The organism is Streptomyces sp. NPDC096132 (assembly GCF_044763345.1).
Lineage (GTDB): Bacteria > Actinomycetota > Actinomycetes > Streptomycetales > Streptomycetaceae > Streptomyces.
Window position 1 is genome coordinate 150,218 of sequence record NZ_JBIWGA010000002.1, and the last position, 15,560, is coordinate 165,777.

At 72.3% G+C, this 15,560-nt stretch carries 15 protein-coding genes and 1 pseudogene; 8 read left to right on the forward strand and 8 right to left on the reverse strand.

Translation table 11 applies throughout. From position 1 onward, the window contains the following. Nucleotides 1–22 precede the first annotated feature (22 nt). The 3 genes from ACIRF9_RS05065 to ACIRF9_RS05075 all read right to left on the reverse strand — a co-directional run bounded on the left by ACIRF9_RS05065 (nucleotide 23) and on the right by ACIRF9_RS05075 (nucleotide 2,816). On the reverse strand, nucleotides 23–631 hold the full coding sequence (locus ACIRF9_RS05065; protein WP_403816516.1) for a TIGR03086 family metal-binding protein: 609 nt from the start codon (nucleotides 629–631) through the stop codon (nucleotides 23–25). A 77-nt stretch (nucleotides 632–708) separates the two neighbouring features. After that, complete coding sequence (locus ACIRF9_RS05070; RefSeq protein ID WP_403816519.1) at nucleotides 709–1,872, reverse strand: hypothetical protein; 1,164 nt, start codon at nucleotides 1,870–1,872, stop codon at nucleotides 709–711. Continuing rightward, a complete protein-coding gene (locus ACIRF9_RS05075) occupies nucleotides 1,869–2,816 on the reverse strand; it encodes a 5-dehydro-4-deoxyglucarate dehydratase (RefSeq protein WP_403816522.1) in 948 nt (315 codons plus the stop codon). Before ACIRF9_RS05075 ends, ACIRF9_RS05070 begins: the two co-directional genes overlap by 4 nt. A 166-nt stretch (nucleotides 2,817–2,982) precedes the next feature. On the opposite strand from ACIRF9_RS05075, the gene ACIRF9_RS05080 reads away from it, so the two are divergent. The 5 genes from ACIRF9_RS05080 to ACIRF9_RS05100 all read left to right on the forward strand — a co-directional run bounded on the left by ACIRF9_RS05080 (nucleotide 2,983) and on the right by ACIRF9_RS05100 (nucleotide 8,169). Next, nucleotides 2,983–3,792 (forward strand): NAD-dependent epimerase/dehydratase family protein, encoded by an 810-nt coding sequence (locus tag ACIRF9_RS05080; RefSeq protein WP_403816525.1) that lies wholly within the window; start codon nucleotides 2,983–2,985, stop codon nucleotides 3,790–3,792. A gap of 175 nt (nucleotides 3,793–3,967) precedes the next feature. After that, entirely contained in the window at nucleotides 3,968–4,735 is a 768-nt protein-coding gene (locus tag ACIRF9_RS05085; RefSeq protein ID WP_403816528.1) for a DeoR/GlpR family DNA-binding transcription regulator, read from the forward strand. Between the two features lie 161 nt (nucleotides 4,736–4,896). Then, complete coding sequence (locus ACIRF9_RS05090; protein WP_403816531.1) at nucleotides 4,897–6,531, forward strand: hypothetical protein; 1,635 nt, start codon at nucleotides 4,897–4,899, stop codon at nucleotides 6,529–6,531. Between the two features lie 85 nt (nucleotides 6,532–6,616). Next, nucleotides 6,617–6,883, forward strand: coding sequence for a hypothetical protein (locus tag ACIRF9_RS05095; protein ID WP_403816533.1), 267 nt, complete (start codon nucleotides 6,617–6,619; stop codon nucleotides 6,881–6,883). A gap of 95 nt (nucleotides 6,884–6,978) precedes the next feature. Then, complete coding sequence (locus ACIRF9_RS05100) at nucleotides 6,979–8,169, forward strand: TerD family protein (protein WP_403817921.1); 1,191 nt, start codon at nucleotides 6,979–6,981, stop codon at nucleotides 8,167–8,169. A gap of 297 nt (nucleotides 8,170–8,466) precedes the next feature. Here the strand turns inward: ACIRF9_RS05100 and ACIRF9_RS05105 are convergent, their stop codons facing one another. After that, complete coding sequence (locus ACIRF9_RS05105) at nucleotides 8,467–9,033, reverse strand: TetR/AcrR family transcriptional regulator (RefSeq protein ID WP_403816536.1); 567 nt, start codon at nucleotides 9,031–9,033, stop codon at nucleotides 8,467–8,469. 281 nt (nucleotides 9,034–9,314) lie between these two features. Between ACIRF9_RS05105 and ACIRF9_RS05110 the strand changes: the two genes are divergently transcribed. Together ACIRF9_RS05110 and ACIRF9_RS05115 are read left to right on the forward strand one after the other, a co-directional pair. Next, entirely contained in the window at nucleotides 9,315–10,424 is a 1,110-nt protein-coding gene (locus ACIRF9_RS05110; protein WP_403816539.1) for an NAD(P)/FAD-dependent oxidoreductase, read from the forward strand. Nucleotides 10,425–10,503: 79 nt separating this feature from the next. Continuing rightward, nucleotides 10,504–11,400, forward strand: coding sequence for an RNA polymerase sigma-70 factor (locus ACIRF9_RS05115; RefSeq protein ID WP_403816542.1), 897 nt, complete (start codon nucleotides 10,504–10,506; stop codon nucleotides 11,398–11,400). Nucleotides 11,401–11,418: 18 nt separating this feature from the next. Here ACIRF9_RS05115 and ACIRF9_RS05120 read toward each other — a convergent pair whose 3' ends face one another. Both ACIRF9_RS05120 and ACIRF9_RS05125 read right to left on the reverse strand, forming a co-directional pair. Further along, entirely contained in the window at nucleotides 11,419–12,444 is a 1,026-nt protein-coding gene (locus tag ACIRF9_RS05120) for a 1-aminocyclopropane-1-carboxylate deaminase (RefSeq protein ID WP_403816545.1), read from the reverse strand. Nucleotides 12,445–12,458: 14 nt separating this feature from the next. Next, the gene (locus ACIRF9_RS05125) at nucleotides 12,459–13,106 is read right to left on the reverse strand and encodes a GntR family transcriptional regulator (protein WP_403816548.1); all 648 of its coding nucleotides are present in this window, start codon (nucleotides 13,104–13,106) and stop codon (nucleotides 12,459–12,461) included. A 70-nt stretch (nucleotides 13,107–13,176) separates the two neighbouring features. Here ACIRF9_RS05125 and ACIRF9_RS05130 point away from each other — a divergent pair. Further along, a pseudogene (locus tag ACIRF9_RS05130) lies at nucleotides 13,177–13,299 on the forward strand (TetR/AcrR family transcriptional regulator); the annotation flags it as partial. Nucleotides 13,300–13,304: 5 nt separating this feature from the next. On the opposite strand, the gene ACIRF9_RS05135 reads toward ACIRF9_RS05130, so the two are convergent. Then, on the reverse strand, nucleotides 13,305–13,589 hold the full coding sequence (locus ACIRF9_RS05135; protein ID WP_403816551.1) for a muconolactone Delta-isomerase family protein: 285 nt from the start codon (nucleotides 13,587–13,589) through the stop codon (nucleotides 13,305–13,307). A 157-nt stretch (nucleotides 13,590–13,746) separates the two neighbouring features. Next, nucleotides 13,747–15,330, reverse strand: a complete 1,584-nt coding sequence (locus ACIRF9_RS05140) for a TROVE domain-containing protein (RefSeq protein ID WP_403816554.1) — start codon at nucleotides 15,328–15,330, stop codon at nucleotides 13,747–13,749. Nucleotides 15,331–15,560: the final 230 nt, after the last annotated feature.

Below are 15,560 nucleotides of genomic sequence, written 5' to 3' on the forward strand. Positions count from 1 at the left end.
CCTGGCCCGCCCGGCCCGGCGATCACGCCCCGGTCGGCGGGCCCTGCTTCGGGTCCCGCCCGCTCAGCCCGATCGCCCGGTCGAGCAACGGGGCGCCCTCCGGGACGGGCACGACGGGGCCGAAGATCCCGCCGCCCCGATCCCCCTGCTCGGCGGCCGCGAGCAGGAAGTCGTACGACGCCCGCAGGGCGGCCGGGTCGGGGGTGTACGCCTGCCCGGTGGCCCGCGCCAGGTCCCAGCCGTGGATCACCAGTTCGTCGGTGGCGACGGCACCGGCGATCGCGCCGGGCAGGTCGACGCCGCCCGCACGGGTCATGCCGGTCCAGGCGGCAGGGTCCCGCCAGGCCTCGGCGAGCTCGTCGAGGACCCTGGGCAGCTCGGTGCGCCAGTCGGGCCCGATGTCCGGTGTGGCGGAGGTGGGCGGGGTGTCGGTGGTGGGCCCCAGGTCCTTGCGTGCGGCGTCCCGGAAGGCGGCGGAGAGGTGGGTCAGATGCCCGAGCATGTGGTGGACGGCGTAATCCGGGCAGGGCGTGCCGTCCGCGAGCTGATCGTCGCGGACGGCCGCCGCGAGGCGCGCGACGATCCTGGTCTGGGGGCCCAGGTCGAGAGTGGTCGTCGTGATGTCAGTCATGCAGGGTGGACCGCCCGGGACACGAGAACTCATCGCACGCCGGCCGACTCGTCGCGCGCGGTCGCGTCCCGCGCGGTTCAGCGGGCCGCCAGTGCCTCCCGTACGGCCGCCAGGTCCGCGTCGGAGGCCAGGCCCGCGTGATACAGCCGGATCTCCGTCGCCCCGAGTTCCCGCGCGCGTGCCGCGTCGGCCGCGAGCGTGTCCGGGCTGCCGCCCATGCCGGAGACGACGCCGAAGTTGGCGGCGATCACCGCGTCCGCCCGGCCCTGCTCGGCGAAGGGGGCCAGCAGGGCCGGTCCGCCCGCGCAGGGCACCACGACGCCGTCCGCGACGGACAGGATGTGCGCCGGGTCGACCCCCGCGTTGGCGCCGACGTGATGGGTCACGGGGTCGGCGTGCAGCAGCACCTGGAAGCCGTCGGGGGCCGCGGCGCGGACGGCGGCGACGGCCGTCTCCTGGAGGGTGCGGGCGGTGTCGTCGCGCCACGCGCGCGTGGCCGCGGCCGTCTCCTCCCCCAGCAGCTTCTCCACGCCCGCCCAGCCTCCGTCGTCCGGCGCCCCCTGCCACAGCGGCTCCAGCGCCTCCCGTACGGCGGCGGCGAGGGCGTCGGCGTCCAGGCCCTGTGCGCCGTAGCCGGCCCGGCAGGCGGGGCAGAAGCAGAGCGCCATCAGGTACTGGCCCGCGTCGCCGAGGCCGACCCCGGCGGTCTTGTCGTGGGCGTGCAGATGCTGCAGGCCGTACCAGCCGAGGGACTCCAGTTCGGTGCCGTGCGCTCCGGGGCGTACGGCGGCCTCGGCGGCGAGGTCGACGAGGTACGCGCGTGTGGCGGGCTGGGCGATGCAGGGCGCCCAGGGGTAGCGGTCGCCGTAGGCGTTGACGACGGAGGTGTCCGGGTGCTCGGCGCCCAGGCGGGAGTTGTGGGCGAGGACCACCCAGGTGTGCACCTCCAGGCCGGCGGCCGCGAGGGCCTCGGCGGCCTCTCCGTAGGCGTCGCCGGGGGCCCAGTCGCCGGCCGCGTACGGGCGCAGTTCCCGGCCCTCCCAGCGGGCGTCCGCCGGGTACAGCACGGCCGCGTGCTCGGCGGTGACGATGCGGTGGCGCGGGTGGCGGGGGGTGAGGGCGCGGGTGGAGTGGTAGGCGGCGGCCAGGGTCACCTGCTCCACGCCGAGGGAGGCGATGCGGGCCGGGGCCGCCGGGTCGCCGTTGACGTCCCAGGGGTAGACGAACGTTGACGCCTTCACTTGGTGGTGTCCTCCTCCAGGAGCGCGTGTCCGCGCTCGATCACCTGGGCGAGCCGCTTGAGATGATCCTCGCTCGGCTCGTGCAGCGGCGGGCGGACTTCGCCCACGTCGAGGCCGCGCAGCCGGACGCCCGCCTTGACGAGGGAGACGGCGTAGCCGCGGCCCTGGGCGCGCAGCTCGACGAAGGGGCGGTAGAAGCCGTCGAGCAGGCGGTGGACGGTCGTCCTGTCGCCGGTGGTGAGCGCGCGGTGGAAGGCGAGGGCGATCTCGGGGGCGAAGCAGAACACGGCGGAGGAGTAGAGGGTGACGCCGAGGGCGCGGTAGGCGAGCTGGGTCTGCTCGGCGGTCGGCAGGCCGTTGAAGTAGAGGAAGTCGCCGGGGACCTCGGTGCGGACGGCGCTGACGATCCGCTGCATCAGGTCGAGGTCGCCGAGGCCGTCCTTGAGGCCGATGATCCCGTCGGTGCGGGCGAGTTCGACGACGGTCTGCGGGGTGAAGACGGCGTTGTCGCGCTGGTAGACGATCACGGGGAGCGCCGTGGCGGCCGCGACCTCCCGGTAGTGCCGCAGCAGGCCCTCCTGGGCGGCGGCGACGAGGTAGGGGGGCAGGGCGAGCAGCCCGTCGGCGCCGGCGGCCTCGGCGAGCCTCGCGTAGCGCACGGCGAGGGCGGTCCCGTACCCGGCGCCCGCGACGACCGGCACCCGTCCGCCGGTCTCCTCGACGGCCGCCCGGACGCAGGCCTCGAACTCCTCCGGGGTGAGCGCGTGGAACTCCCCCGTGCCGCAGCAGGCGAAGACGGCCGCCGCGCCTGCCTCCACTCCCCGGCGCACATGCGCGCGGTAGACGTCGAGGTCGACGGCGCCGTCGGGGCCGTAGGCCGTGACGGGGAAGAACAGCGGTCCGCTGGGGATGCCGAGTCGAGTGGCCAGGTCGGCAGGCGTCACGGGCTCTCCCTGGGAGTAGTGCCGAGATGTGCACGCTTCTGATTGGAGTTTATGTTTATGAACATAGCTCGCGCCACCCTTGACCGTGCGGGGCAGTGATCCTTAACTTGTCCACGAATGTGAATGCCGTGCCCTCATGCAGCCTGCGACTCAAGGAGAACCGAGGATGCCAGCGCCCCGCACCGTCCTGCTCACCGGCGCCGCCGGCGGTCTCGGCACCCTGATGCGGGACCTGCTCCCCGCCCACGGCTACGAGCTGCGCCTCCTGGACCTGCGCCCGATCGAGGGCGAGCCGGACGCGATCGTCGCCGACCTCGCCGACCGGGCAGCCCTGCGGGAGGCCGTCCGGGGCGTCGACGCGATCATCCACCTCGCGGGCATCTCCCTGGAAGCCCCCTTCGAGAAGATCCTCAAGGCGAACATCGAGGGGACCTACAACCTGTACGAGGCCGCCCGCGAGGAGGGCGTCGGGCGGATCGTCTTCGCCTCCTCCAACCACGCCGTCGGTTTCACCCCCCGCCCGCGGGGCGACGACCCCCTGATCCCGGTCGACACCCCGCACCGCCCGGACACCTTCTACGGCCTGTCCAAGTCCTTCGGCGAGGACCTCGCCCAGCTCTACTGGGACAGGCACGGCCTGGAGACCGTGTCGGTGCGCATCGGCTCCTGCTTCGCCGAGCCCACCGGCGTGCGCATGCTGTCGGTGTGGATGAGCCCGGCCGACGGCGCCCGCCTCTTCCACGCGGCCCTGACCGCCGAGAACGTCGGCCACACGATCGTCTACGGTTCCTCCGCCAACACCCGCCTGTGGTGGGACCTCACCTCCGCACGGGCGCTGGGCTACGAGCCGCAGGACGACTCCGAGCCGTACGCCGAGAAGCTGATCGCCGAGCAGGGCGAGCTGGACCCGGAGAACATCGCGCACGCGTACCTGGGCGGCCACTTCGTGAGCGACCCGCCGATCTGGCCGTACTGACATTCGGGCAGGCCCGATGTGGCGCGGCAGCGCCACTCCAGGGGCACCCCGCCCGAACGGGCATGCTCCGGCACCATCACCCCCGCAACGGACCTGTTCACCGGCACCCACCCGCTGTAGAACTTCCTCCATGGCGCCCGAACGGGCAGCACGGCGCAGGAAGGCGGGTGACACCATGAGCGGCACCGCGGAAGACCGCCAGCGGGAGATCGTGCGCGCCGCCCGTGCCGCCGGCTCGGTCGACGTCGCCGCGCTCGCCACCGAACTGGGCGTGGCCAAGGAGACCGTACGGCGGGATCTGCGCGCCCTGGAGGACCACGGCCTGGTGCGCCGCACCCACGGCGGCGCCTACCCCGTCGAGAGCCCCGGTTTCGAGACGACGCTCGCCTTCCGCGCCACCAGCCGTGTGCCCGAGAAGCGCAGGATCGCGGCCGCCGCGGCCGGGCTGCTCGGGGACGCCGAGACGGTCTTCGTCGACGAGGGCTTCACCCCGCAGCTCATCGCCGAGGCCCTGCCCGGGGACCGGCCACTGACCGTGGTCACCGCGTCCCTGCCGGTCGCGGGCACGCTCGCCGAGGCCGCGAACACCTCCGTACTGCTCCTCGGCGGCCGGGTCCGGCCCGGCACCCTCGCGACCGTCGACCACTGGACGACGAAGATGCTGGCCGGCTTCGTCGTCGACCTCGCCTACATCGGCGCCAACGGCATCTCCCGCGAACACGGGCTGACCACACCCGACCCGGCCGTCGGAGAGGTCAAGGCGCAGGCCATGAGGGCGGCACGACGGGTGGTCTTCGCGGGCGTGCACACCAAGTTCGGGGCGGTCAGCTTCTGCCGGTTCGCCGATGTCGGCGCCCTGGAGACGATCGTGACGAGCACACTGCTGCCGGCAGCGGAGGCCCACCGCTACTCCCTGCTGGGACCACAGGTCGTCAGGGTCTGAAACAGCCGACGACCTGTCAGCACACCGTCCTTCTGTGGGCGTGTGACGCTCCCTTCCAGCGGATATCGACCAGTTCCGGTCGTCCGGCTTGGGCCGAATCCGCGGTGGGAAGTTCGACTGCGCTCATATGACGAACGTACTCGCGACCGAAGGGAGCGGGTGTGGCGTTTCAGAAGGAAGCCTCCGGACAGGGGGCGGGATCGGCCGGGGTCTCCGACGAGGAGCTGTGCCTGCCGGAGGCGGCGGAGGACTCGGCCACCCGGGCCCTGTGCCTCGCCGTCCATCTCAACCAGAAGTTCCGGGACGAGGTCTGCGAGAACACGCTGCCGGCCGGTCTCGAGGCCGGGTGCCCCTCGTTCGGGGTCGACATGGTCGCCGTATGGCGCCACGCGTGTCTCGCGCGCGATCGCCGGCGGGACGCGGCACGGGCCCTGGACGTGGTGCGGGTGGTGCTGGGGCTGTCGCTCGCGGTGGCCGTGTTCGGTGTCACGGCGCCGCTGTACCTCTCGCCGCAGTGGCTCTGGTCGTGCGCCGCGGCCGTCGTCGCCGGCGCGGCGGCGGTCGTCCACGGGGGCAGGGTCGTGCGCGCCACGGTACGGGACACCCTCGCGACGGCGACAAAGCTGCGGCGGCCCGACATCGCACCGCTGACCTGCGCGCCGGAGCAGGACGCGGCGGACGAGAAGCGCATCGAGGAGATCCAGAACGCCAACCTGGTCGTCTTCTCCGCGCGTTCCGCGACCCCGTTCATCGGCAGCGGCTTTCCCGTCGAGCACGTGGTGATGGCACCCGTCGACATCAGCCGGGGTACCTCGCGCGAGGTGGAACCACTGCCCTTCGCCGCCCACGACGTCCACGACCGGTTGGTGGCGGAGCTACCGTCCCGGGGCCTGGACTCGGTGATCGTCGGGCAGCGTCTGCACATCCGGGGGGACGTGATCGCCGCCACGGCGCGCGGCCCGTGGGAGAACCGCGAGGAGCCGCCGCCGTGCCGGGTGTCGCCCCAGTGGCTCGAAGCGGGCGTCGACCGCCCGACCGGGCGGGCCCGCACGTACGTGTGCCTGCAGCGACGGTTCGACGGCGGACGGCTGGTCGTGTCGATGTTCGTCCGTGTCTCCCGCGAGGGCAACATGCTCTCCCTGGAGATCGCCGCCTATGTGCTGGCCGACCTGGACCCCTGGCGCGTACAGCTCGACGACCCCTTCCAGGACCACTTCGACGCCCATCTCGATCCCCGTCCCGGCAGCTCCCCGGAATCCGCCTGCGACCAGATCGCCGACCAACTCCTCGAGCGCTATCTCACCCGCGGCTCCTGGGAGCCCCGGCAGGACACCTCCGGCACCGACGACGGCGCGGACGGCGACGCCCGGGAACCGAGGACGGGCCGGGCCAGGAGCGAGGGGGTGTGGAAGGAGCAGACCGACGAGATCGAGCGCAGCGCCGCCCTGGGACGCCGGATCCACGACTTCGGCGCCGAGACCAGCCTGCGGGAGTGGGCCGCGCGGCCCCTCCTGGCCAGCTACTTCGAGGCGAACGACGCCCAGGACTGCCTGCAGCGGATGCAGCGCAGCGTGATCGACTGCCTGGAGAAGTTCCTCACCGAGCGGCAGGTCGACACGTCGGAGTTCCGCACCCGCCGCGACCAGATCTTCAACAACACCACCTATCAGATCCACCGGGTCGAGAAGTCCAACCTCGGTCCGAACGGAAAGGTGATCAATGACGAGTCAGGACAACCCAAGCACCAGCGACCCACAGGACCGGGAACCGAACAGCCTCCCGGCCACACCGACTGACCCCGCGTCGCGGCCGCCCCGGCCGGCCGACTCGTTCAGCTATCGGATCGGCAGCGTCAGCAACAGCATCCTCGGTCCGGGCGGAGTGATCAACCACCACGGCTCGGACCTCCAGCAGCTGCGCTCGCTCCTCCAGGAACTGCTGGCCGCGTCCCCGGCCGCGGACGAGACCACCGAGGCGGGAAGGACACTCGCCGCCGAGGCCTCCGACGTCGACGCCGAGCTGGCGGCCGGCCGGGCGGACCGGGGCCGGATCCTCGATCTGCTGGACCGGATCACGGGTTCGGTGGGCGGCGCGGCTGCCGCCGGCACCGCCGCGGTACAGCTGGCCACGGCCCTCGGAGCCGGCTGACGGCGCCGCCGCGCACGGCGGGGGGCGGGCAGGGCCGTTCGGGCTCGGTAAGGGAACGGCAAAGTGGTCTCGTTCGTTCACGGGGCATGACAGCTATGACCCCCGGCTCGAACATCCCTCTTCCCACCGTGCGCGTGACGGTGGACGTCGCCGCACCGGTGCGGCTCGACGTATCGGGCCTGCTGCTCACCGCCGACGGCAAGGTGCGCTCCGACGACGACTTCATCTTCTACAACCAACCCGTCGGCCCGGGTGTGACGTACCGCTCCGGCGGCGGTACGTCGCCCGACGCGATCACCGTCGACACGGCCGCGGTCCCGCCCGGCATCGAGAAGATCGTCGTCACCGCGAGCCCGGACGCCGCGGGCCAGACGTTCCAGGGCATCGAACCGACGGCCACCCTCCGCAACGCGGACGACAACAGCGTCCTCGCCACCTTCACGCCCCCGCAGCTCGGCACCGAGACGGCACTGGTGGTCGTGGAGATCTATCTGCGCAACGGCGCGTGGAAGGCCCGGGCGGTGGGCCAGGGGTACGCCAACGGCCTGGCCGGCATCGCCACCGACTTCGGCGTGACGGTGGAGGAACCGGCGGCGCCCGCGGCACCGGCCCAGCCGGTGGCTCCCCCGACGCCCACGGCACAGGCACCGGTCACCCCGCCGGCCCCGCCGATGCCCCGGACTCCGCCCCCGCCGGCCCCCGGCGCCGGGAAGATCAACCTGGACAAGGGCCGCGTCAGCCTCCAGAAGAACCAGACCGTCTCCCTCGTCAAGGGCGGCCGCCCGCTGCTCTCGGCGGTCAAGATGGGCCTCGGCTGGGAGCCCGCGTACCGCGGCAAGGACATCGACCTGGACGCGTCCGTCATCGCCTACGGCCCCCAGCGCAACCACGTCGACAGCTGCTACTTCGGCAAGCTGTCCATCGTGAACGGCGCGATCAAGCACTCCGGTGACAACCTCACCGGCGAGGGCGGCGGCGACGACGAGGTGATCGTCGTCGACCTGGGCCGGCTCCCCCAGGAGGTCACCGGCCTCGTCTTCACCGTCAACTCCTTCTCCGGCCAGAAGTTCACGGAGGTCGCCAAGGCCTACTGCCGCCTCCTGGACGCCGCCACCGGCGAGGAACTCGTCCGCTTCGACCTCACCAACGCCGAACCCCAGACGGGCGTGATGATGGCCAAGCTGATCCGCCAGTTCTCCGGCGAATGGGAAATGACGGCAATGGGCGACTTCGTCAAGGCACGCACGGTACGCAACATGGTGCAGCCGGCAGCACAGGCGCTGTAGCGGGGGCGCTGTTCGGGGGCGTCCTGGTTCGGGGGCGTCGCGGCCGGGTGCGGGTCGTGGTGGGCTGGTCGCGCAGTTCCCCGCGCCCCTAGGGGGTTGCAGTCACGCCGACCGAACCCGGCAGCGGCTCTCGTCCCCCCCTAGCTGCGGGCAGTCGTGCCGCTGGGGCGATGGGGGTCCCCCCGCTCGATCGAAGCCGAGAGTGGGGGAGGGTGGGCGCAGCGGCACCCCGCAAGCGCGGGTGAGCGGAACGCACCCCCGCCCAGCGCCCACCCCGGGCACCCGGAAAACCAGCCCCTACGCCCCCAACCCCTCCACCAGCAACCCCACATACCGCCGGATCAAAGCCCCGTCCCCCTTCGCCAACTCCGACGCCGTGGCCACCCCGTGCGCCAGCCGCAGCACATCGATGGCATCGACGTCCCCCCGCAACACCCCCGCCCCCTGCGCCGCCGACACCAGTCGAGTCGCCGCCCCCTTCACACTCGTCCCACACGCGGTCACCGCCGCCACACTCCCGTCCGTGACGGCAGACCCCAACAGGGCCTTCATCCCCCGCACCTCGATCGTGCCGACGCACAGCTCGTTGAGCCACTCCACCAGCGCCTCCCCCGCCGGCAGCTCCTCCGCCAGCTCGTCGGCCCGCACCGCCAGCGCCTCGACCCGGTCGACGTACGCCGCCTCCAGGAGCGCCTGCCGCGTGGGGAAGTGCCGGTACAGCGTGCCGGAGCCGACCCCCGCCCGCTTGGCGATGTCGTCCAGGGAGGCACCCTCCCCATGCTCGGCGAAGGCCTCCGCAGCCGCCTTCAGCAAGCGCTCGTAGTTGCGGCGAGCGTCCGCGCGCATGGGTCTGACCTGCGTCATCCAGTTACTCCTTGCGAACCGGGGACTCTCTCCGCATTTTGTCCAGCACTAAACGGAGACCATCCCCGCTTACTGCGCTTGTCTTCTGCGGGCTACGTCGTGCTGTCCGCATGCTCCACCACTTCACGCGGGGACACCAGACAGGGAGCAAGCACCCCCTGGCCACCCCGGACCGCTCCTTGGACGCCGCAACCGATGTGCGCCACGTCTCACCCGCAGGCTGTTACAACGACCGCGCGGCCGGTGTCTCCATGCCGAGTGCACAACACGAGGGAGACGTGATGAACGGGAACGTGAAGGTGGTCGTGGTCGGCGGCGGGTACGGGGGCGTGACGGCGGCCAACCGCCTGGCTCGGCGCGACGGCGTGTCGGTGACCCTGGTCAATCCGCGTCCCGACTTCGTCGAGCGGATCCGCCTGCACCAGCTCGTGACCGGCTCCGATGACGCGGTCGAGAGCTTCGACAGGGTCATGGGCGGGAACGTCCGGCTGGTGGTCGACACCGCGACCCGGATCGACGCCGCCGAGCGCCAGGTGTCGCTGGCGGGCGGTGGCACCGTCTCCTACGACTACCTCGTCTACGCGGTGGGCAGCGGCGCCGCTGATCCCGGCGTCCCCGGAGCGGCGGAGTTCGCTCATTCGGTGTCGGACCTCGAGGGGGCGGAGCGACTGCGGTCGGCGCTGGACGCGACGCCCGCGTCGGCTCCGGTGACCGTGGTCGGGGCCGGCCCGACCGGCCTGGAAACCGCCGCCGAGCTGGCGGAGGTGGGCCGCAAGGTCACCCTGGTCTGCGGCAAGGTGCTCGGCCCCTCCCTGCATCCCCGAGTCCGCCGTCCGGTCGCCCGCCGGCTCGCCAAGCTGGGTGTGACCCTCATCGAGGGACCCGGTGCGCAGGTGGCGGAAGTGACACGCGACGGCGTACGGCTCGACGACGGCCGCGAACTGCCCAGCGCGGTGACGGTCTGGACCGCGGGATTCCGTATCCCGGACCTGGCCGCCCGCAGCGGGCTGCGCACCGACGCCGAAGGCCGTCTGGTCACCGACACGACGCTGACCAGTGTGGACGACGAGCGCATCATCGCCGCTGGGGACGCGGGAGTGATGCCGGACCACCCGTTCCGGCTGAGCTGCCAGGCCGCCACGCAGCTGGGCCCGGCGGCCGCCGCCACGATCCTGCGCCGGATCGAGGGGAAGAAAGCCTCTCCCGTCCGGATGTTCTTCGCCGGGCAGTGCCTCAGCCTCGGCCGGAAGGGGGGCGTCACCCAGTTCTCCTACCCGAACGACAAGGTGAACGCGCTCAGCATCAGCGGGCGGACCGGTGCCGGCGTCAAGGAGATCGCCTGCGTGTTCACCCTCAACAAGTTGGTGTCCGGGGCACGCAAGGCCGGCTGACCCGCCACCGGACCGGGAACCTGCTCCACGGCCTGCCTCCGGCCCTTGGGGCCGACCACGAGAAAGTGAAGCGCACGACATGAACGACCACGGCACCGACCCCGCGACCGAGGCCTTCGTCGCCCACCGCGACCTGCTGTTCACCGTCGCGTACGAGATGCTCGGATCCGCGGCGGACGCCGAGGACGTCCTCCAGGAGGCCTGGCTGCGGTGGGTCGAGGTCGACCTGGAGCAGGTGCGGGACCAGCGTGCCTACCTGGTGAGGATCACGACCCGGCAAGCACTCAACCGGCTGCGCACCCTCAATCGGCGCAAGGAGGCCTACGTCGGCCCCTGGCTGCCCGAGCCCCTGCTCACCGCGCCGGACGTGGCCGAGGACGTCGAACTGTCCGAGAACCTGTCGCTGGCCCTCATGTTCATCCTCGAAACCCTCTCCCCGACCGAACGCGCCGTCTTCGTGCTGCGCGAGGTCTTCGACATCGGCTACGACGACATCGCGGCCGCGATCGACAAGAGCCCTGCCGCCGTACGCCAGATCTCCTACCGCGCCCGCCGGCACGTCGACGCCCGCCGGCCGCGTACCTCGGTCTCCCCGGAAGAGACCCGGGCAGCGCTGGATTCGTTCCAGTCCGCGCTCGCGACCGGGGACCTGCAGGGGCTGCTCGACGTACTCGCCCCGGACGTCGTCTTCGTCAGCGACGGCGGCGGCCTCAAGCCGGCGGCCCTGCGGCCGGTCGCCGGCGCCGACAAGGTGCTCCGATACATGATCGGCAGTCTCGCCAAGGCCGGCGGCACCTTCACCAGTGAGCCCACGACGGTCAACGGAAACCCCGGACTCATCCTGCGTGTGGACGGCGTGATCGACGGTGTGCTGGCCTTCCGCGTGGAGAACGCCCGCGTCACCGGCCTCTACTACGTCCGCAACCCCGAGAAGCTCACCCGGGTCGAGTCCGAAACCCTCCTCACCTCCCGCTGACCGCGGCCGGCCGGGACGTCAGAACAGGGCGCTGTACGCGTTCAGTGCCGGCTGGCCGCCCAGGTGGGCGTACAGGACGGTGGAGTCGGGGGTGATCTCGCCGCGGGTGACCAGGTCGATGAGGCCGGCCATCGACTTGCCCTCGTAGACGGGGTCGGTGACCATGCCCTCGGTCCGGGCGGCCAGTCGCATCGCCTCCAGGGTCGTGTCGTCCGGGACGCCGTAGACCCCGGCGTGGTAGCGCTCGTCCAGTTCGATGTCGTCGACGGTCAGCTCTCGCCGGACACCGATGAGCTGTCCGGTGCGGTGGGCGATGCGGGCGATCTGCTCGCGGGTCTCGGCGGGCTTGGCCGAGGCGTCGATCCCGATCACCCGCCGGGTGCGGCCACCGGCCTCCTCCAGTGCGGCGAACCCGGCGACCATGCCGGCCTGGGTCGACCCGGTCACCGAGCACACGATCACGGTGTCGAAGAAGACCCCCGACTCCCGTTCCTGCTCGGCGACTTCGTACGCCCACCCGGCGAAGCCGAGCCCCCCGAACGGATGGTCGGACGCCCCGGCCGGAATGGCGTACGGCTTGCCGCCCGACTCCTCGACCTCCCTGAGCGCCAGCTCCCAGCTCTCCTTGAAGCCGATCCCGAAGCCGGCCCGCACCAGCCGCACATCGGCCCCGGCGAGCCGGCTGATCAGGATGTTGCCGACCTTGTCGTACACGGAGTCGGGCCACTCCACCCAGCTCTCCTGCACCAGCACGCACTTCAGCCCGGCACGGGCGGCGACGGCGGCGACCTGGCGGGTGTGGTTGGACTGCACCCCGCCGATCGAGACGAGCGTGTCGCAGCCCTGCGCGAGGGCGTCGGCGACCAGGTACTCCAGCTTGCGGGTCTTGTTCCCGCCGTACGCGATCCCGGAGTTGCAGTCCTCCCGCTTGGCCCAGAGGGCGGCCCCGCCGAGGTGGGCGGTGAGCCGTTCCAGCGGGTGGATCGGCGAGGGGCCGAAGAGGAGGGGGTAACGCTCGTACGAGGAGAGGGATTTCGTCGGCATGGAGCCTCCTTGGCTCAGTCGGTGTCGGCCAGGTCGGCCACATCGGCCAGCGTGCGCCAGATCTCCGCCGTGACCCGGACCGCCTCGTCCACGTCACCGCCGGCGCAGGCCTCGATCAGCCGTCCGTGCAGCCCGGCCGAGCGGCAGGTGCCGCCCTCGCCGAAGCGCCGTCGCTCCAGCCGCCGGATCAGGGGGGTGTAACGGACGATGGTGGCGGCCGCCGCACGGTTGCCCGCGGCGCGGACGAGGACGTCGTGCAGTTCGTCGTCGGCCCGCAGGGCGGCGTCCACGTCCCCGGCCCGTACGGCGGTGGCGAACCGCTCGTTGGCCGCGCGCATCCCCTCGACGTCCGCCGCGAACAGCCGGGGCACCGCGATCCGGGTCACCAGCTCGTGCATGGCGCCGACCACGGCGGCCGCGTCCCGTACGTCGGCGGCGACGACCGGCGTCACCCGCGTGTAGCTCTGCGGCTTGCTCTCCAGCAGCCCCTCGTCCACCAGCCGCGCGAACGCCTCCCGCACCGGCGCCCGGGACAGCCCGAGCCGCTCCGCGAGATCGGCGTCCCGCACCACCGCACCGGGCTCGATCGCCCCGGTCACGATGGCGTCCCGGATCGCCGCGTAGGCGCGGTCCCTGAGCAGAGTGCGTGGCACGGCCTCCATGAACTGAAATGTTAGATATCAGTCCGAGGGGCAGGCAAGGGCCTCGCAGGGACCGAACCGATCCGGGCCGTTGGAGGGGCAGGTGATGTTCGCCAAGCTCTACAGCGACACCGACCGGCTGGGCCCCCTGGGGGCGAACTGCCTGGCGCTGCTGGGCGCGAGCGCACCGGAGAGGGCCCCGGCCGGCGCGTGAGGTCGTCAGTGTGCGCCGTCGCTCCGGCCCGGGTCGTTGGGGTGGGACTCGAGCGGGGTGACGGTGAGGGTCATCCAGGGCCGCAGCGGCAGGGTGCCCAACACCTTCTCGTGGAGTTCGTCCTCGTCGGCGGCCCGCCAGACCCCGATGCTGAGCAGTTCACCCACCGCCAGGTTGCCGGTGGCGGCCGGTTCGCGGGCGCGGACGGCTTCGGCGGGTCGGCGTTCGCCGACCTCCTCCTCGCTCGTGCCCTCGGGGACGGTGGTGATCTCGACCAGGAACTCTCGCATGGCCCTGCTCCCTTTCGCCAAGGCGTCGCGCCCCCGTGCGGTCATCGTCCACCCGTCCCCGACCGGCCGCCACGACCGGTGTCCTCCGGGCTGGTAGGCGCGGCCTCCCACCGCCTGGCGGATCAGCCACTGCCAGGTCTCCCGCCCGGACTGACCGTCAGCCCGCCCACGGCCAGCGCGCGTCACGGGCCGCCTCCAGCAGGGGAACCATCCGGAAAGCCGCGTCCGAGAGGCCTCCGAAGGTGTGCCGGTTGGCCTTGCCCGACGGGCCGTGGCCCGGTCGGTAGCCGGCCAGGTTCCAGGTGTAGACCGGTACGTCGGCCGGGACCTGGTCGGTCGGGTCGCCGTGCCGGCTCGCCGCGTACTGCTCGTCGGTGACGATCAGGACGCGGTCGTGGCCCCGGTAGTGCCGGCGCACGGCCTCGGTGGTGTTGGTGCCGCCGAGGTCGCCGAAGCGCTCGAGGAGCCTCAGCACCGACTCGCCCTTGCGGAACCGGATCGCGTTGCTGCCGGTCCCGAACTCGACGAGATCCGCGGCGCCCGCCCGCAGCGCGAGCGCCGCGCCGAACACCGCCGCCGCGTCGGCCCGGGTGAGCTCGGAGCGGTCCGACAGCCGGGAGTAGAACATCGAGCCCGAGCGGTCGACCAGGACCAGCGTGCGGCCGGGCAGCGCGGGCACGTTGGCCAGCGAGTGGCCGAGTGCCTGCTCCAGCGCGTACGACCAGCGCAGCGAGGGCGCGTGCCGGTACGCGGCGAGGTAGCGGAAGGGGAACTGCCGCGACCGTACGACCTCCGCCGGATCGCTGATCCGGGCCGCGACCCGCGCCGCGACCTCGTCACAGACACCGGCCTCGTCGAAGTTGCGCAGGTTGCGGGTGATTGCCATCGGGCCCATGCTCGGGACGACCGCCTCCCAGGCCGCCCGGTCCATCGGTCCCTGCAGCCAGCCCGCCAGCGCCTCCCAGGTCATTCCGGCCGCCGCGAGGCGCTCCACGCCGTCGGGGGCGAGGACCACCGCCCGCCGCTCCTCGACCGGCACCGCCATCAGCTCGCGGTGAGCGGTCAGGACCCGGTCGGACGCGGGTGGTACGGCGGTGTCGGGGTGGTGCCGGCGGTCGAGGGCGTACCGGAACAGCTCGCCCTGCCACGGCTTGTCCGGGTCCGGCGCCGCGTGCACCAGGTTGAGGATGTCGCCGAAGCGGTAGCCCTTGGACGCGGTGTCGTACTTCAGCAGCGACCTGCCGCTGTAGAGGCGCCGTACGGCGTCGGCGACGCCGCGCTTGACGGGCTTGGGGACGGCACGGCCGTACGTCGCCGTCCAGTACGCGAGCAGTTCGCCGGGCTCGTCGGGGCGCTGGAGCACCGAGTCCACGACCCGGCGGTTCGACGGGCCGTCGGTCACGCCCGCGGCCAGCCGCGCGTGCACGTACTCGGCGGCGCCGACGATCGCGGCCGTACGGAGGTTGCCCTCGCCGCGCAGCCAGCCCAGCAGGCCCGCCGTCCAGGACGGATCGCTGACGGCGAGCTCGCGCAGGAGCTTGGCGAAGCGGTCGTCGCGGTCGGCGCCCGACTCGTGGAAGGTCTGCTGGGAGACGAGGTTGGACACCGCGAGCAGGAAAAGCTCGGAACGGGCGTCCCGCTCGAAGCCCCGGCCGCCCAGGTGGGTACGGACGGTGCGGCCGGTGGTCCGCACGGGCGAGACCGGCTGAGCCTTGGCGGCACGGCTGTTGAAGCGCGCCATGGTGAATTCCCCCCGAATTCAATGATGTTCAGGAGGGAGGCGGAGCAGAGGGAGGGTGCCCGAGGTCAGAGGTCGGCGACGGACTTATTCAGATGCTCTACCGATTGAGCTACACCGACCCGAAGTCGATGACGGGACTCGAACCCGCAACCGTCCGATCCAATGAAGTAACCGTTGCCTGCGCACCGGGCACCCACCGCATGCTGCGCCTCCCGAGATCAAGTCGGCCG

Bases quoted from the DNA above. Each gene is read 5' to 3' on its own strand.
- ACIRF9_RS05065 (WP_403816516.1), bottom strand. From the start codon at position 631: ATGACTGACATCACGACGACCACTCTCGACCTGGGCCCCCAGACCAGG.
- ACIRF9_RS05080 (WP_403816525.1), top strand. From the start codon at position 2,983: ATGCCAGCGCCCCGCACCGTCCTGCTCACCGGCGCCGCCGGCGGTCTC.
- ACIRF9_RS05085 (WP_403816528.1), top strand. From the start codon at position 3,968: ATGAGCGGCACCGCGGAAGACCGCCAGCGGGAGATCGTGCGCGCCGCC.
- ACIRF9_RS05100 (WP_403817921.1), top strand. From the start codon at position 6,979: ATGACCCCCGGCTCGAACATCCCTCTTCCCACCGTGCGCGTGACGGTG.
- ACIRF9_RS05105 (WP_403816536.1), bottom strand. From the start codon at position 9,033: ATGACGCAGGTCAGACCCATGCGCGCGGACGCTCGCCGCAACTACGAG.
- ACIRF9_RS05110 (WP_403816539.1), top strand. From the start codon at position 9,315: ATGAACGGGAACGTGAAGGTGGTCGTGGTCGGCGGCGGGTACGGGGGC.
- ACIRF9_RS05115 (WP_403816542.1), top strand. From the start codon at position 10,504: ATGAACGACCACGGCACCGACCCCGCGACCGAGGCCTTCGTCGCCCAC.
- ACIRF9_RS05120 (WP_403816545.1), bottom strand. From the start codon at position 12,444: ATGCCGACGAAATCCCTCTCCTCGTACGAGCGTTACCCCCTCCTCTTC.
- ACIRF9_RS05125 (WP_403816548.1), bottom strand. From the start codon at position 13,106: ATGGAGGCCGTGCCACGCACTCTGCTCAGGGACCGCGCCTACGCGGCG.
- ACIRF9_RS05135 (WP_403816551.1), bottom strand. From the start codon at position 13,589: ATGCGAGAGTTCCTGGTCGAGATCACCACCGTCCCCGAGGGCACGAGC.
- ACIRF9_RS05140 (WP_403816554.1), bottom strand. From the start codon at position 15,330: ATGGCGCGCTTCAACAGCCGTGCCGCCAAGGCTCAGCCGGTCTCGCCC.